The organism is Bradyrhizobium sp. Kon69 (genome assembly GCF_055807515.1).
In genome coordinates, this window is record NZ_JBVVOS010000248.1 from 1 (window position 1) to 305 (window position 305).

1 protein-coding gene is annotated in these 305 nt (G+C 61.0%); it reads left to right on the plus strand.

The window, feature by feature from the left end:
* Positions 1-305, plus strand: a 305-nt coding sequence (locus AC0L3U_RS39025; protein ID WP_473365063.1) for an ATP-binding cassette domain-containing protein, incomplete at both ends; no start/stop codon positions are given.

A 305-nucleotide genomic window follows, 5' to 3' on the forward strand; every position in this document is an offset into this window, starting at 1 on the left:
CACGGCGGATCGCCTCGATCTGCCGTGAAGTCGGCATGGTGTTCCAGCACTTCAACCTGTTCCCGCACCTGACCATCCTGCAGAACTGCACGCTGGCACCGATGTGGGTACGCAAGATGCCCAAGCGCAAGGCCGAAGAAATTGCCATGCATTACCTTGAGCGCGTGCGTATTCCGGAGCAGGCCCACAAGTTTCCGGGGCAACTGTCCGGTGGCCAGCAACAGCGCGTGGCCATTGCCCGTGCGCTGTGCATGAAGCCCAAAATCATGCTGTTCGACGAGCCGACTTCGGCCCTCGACCCGGAA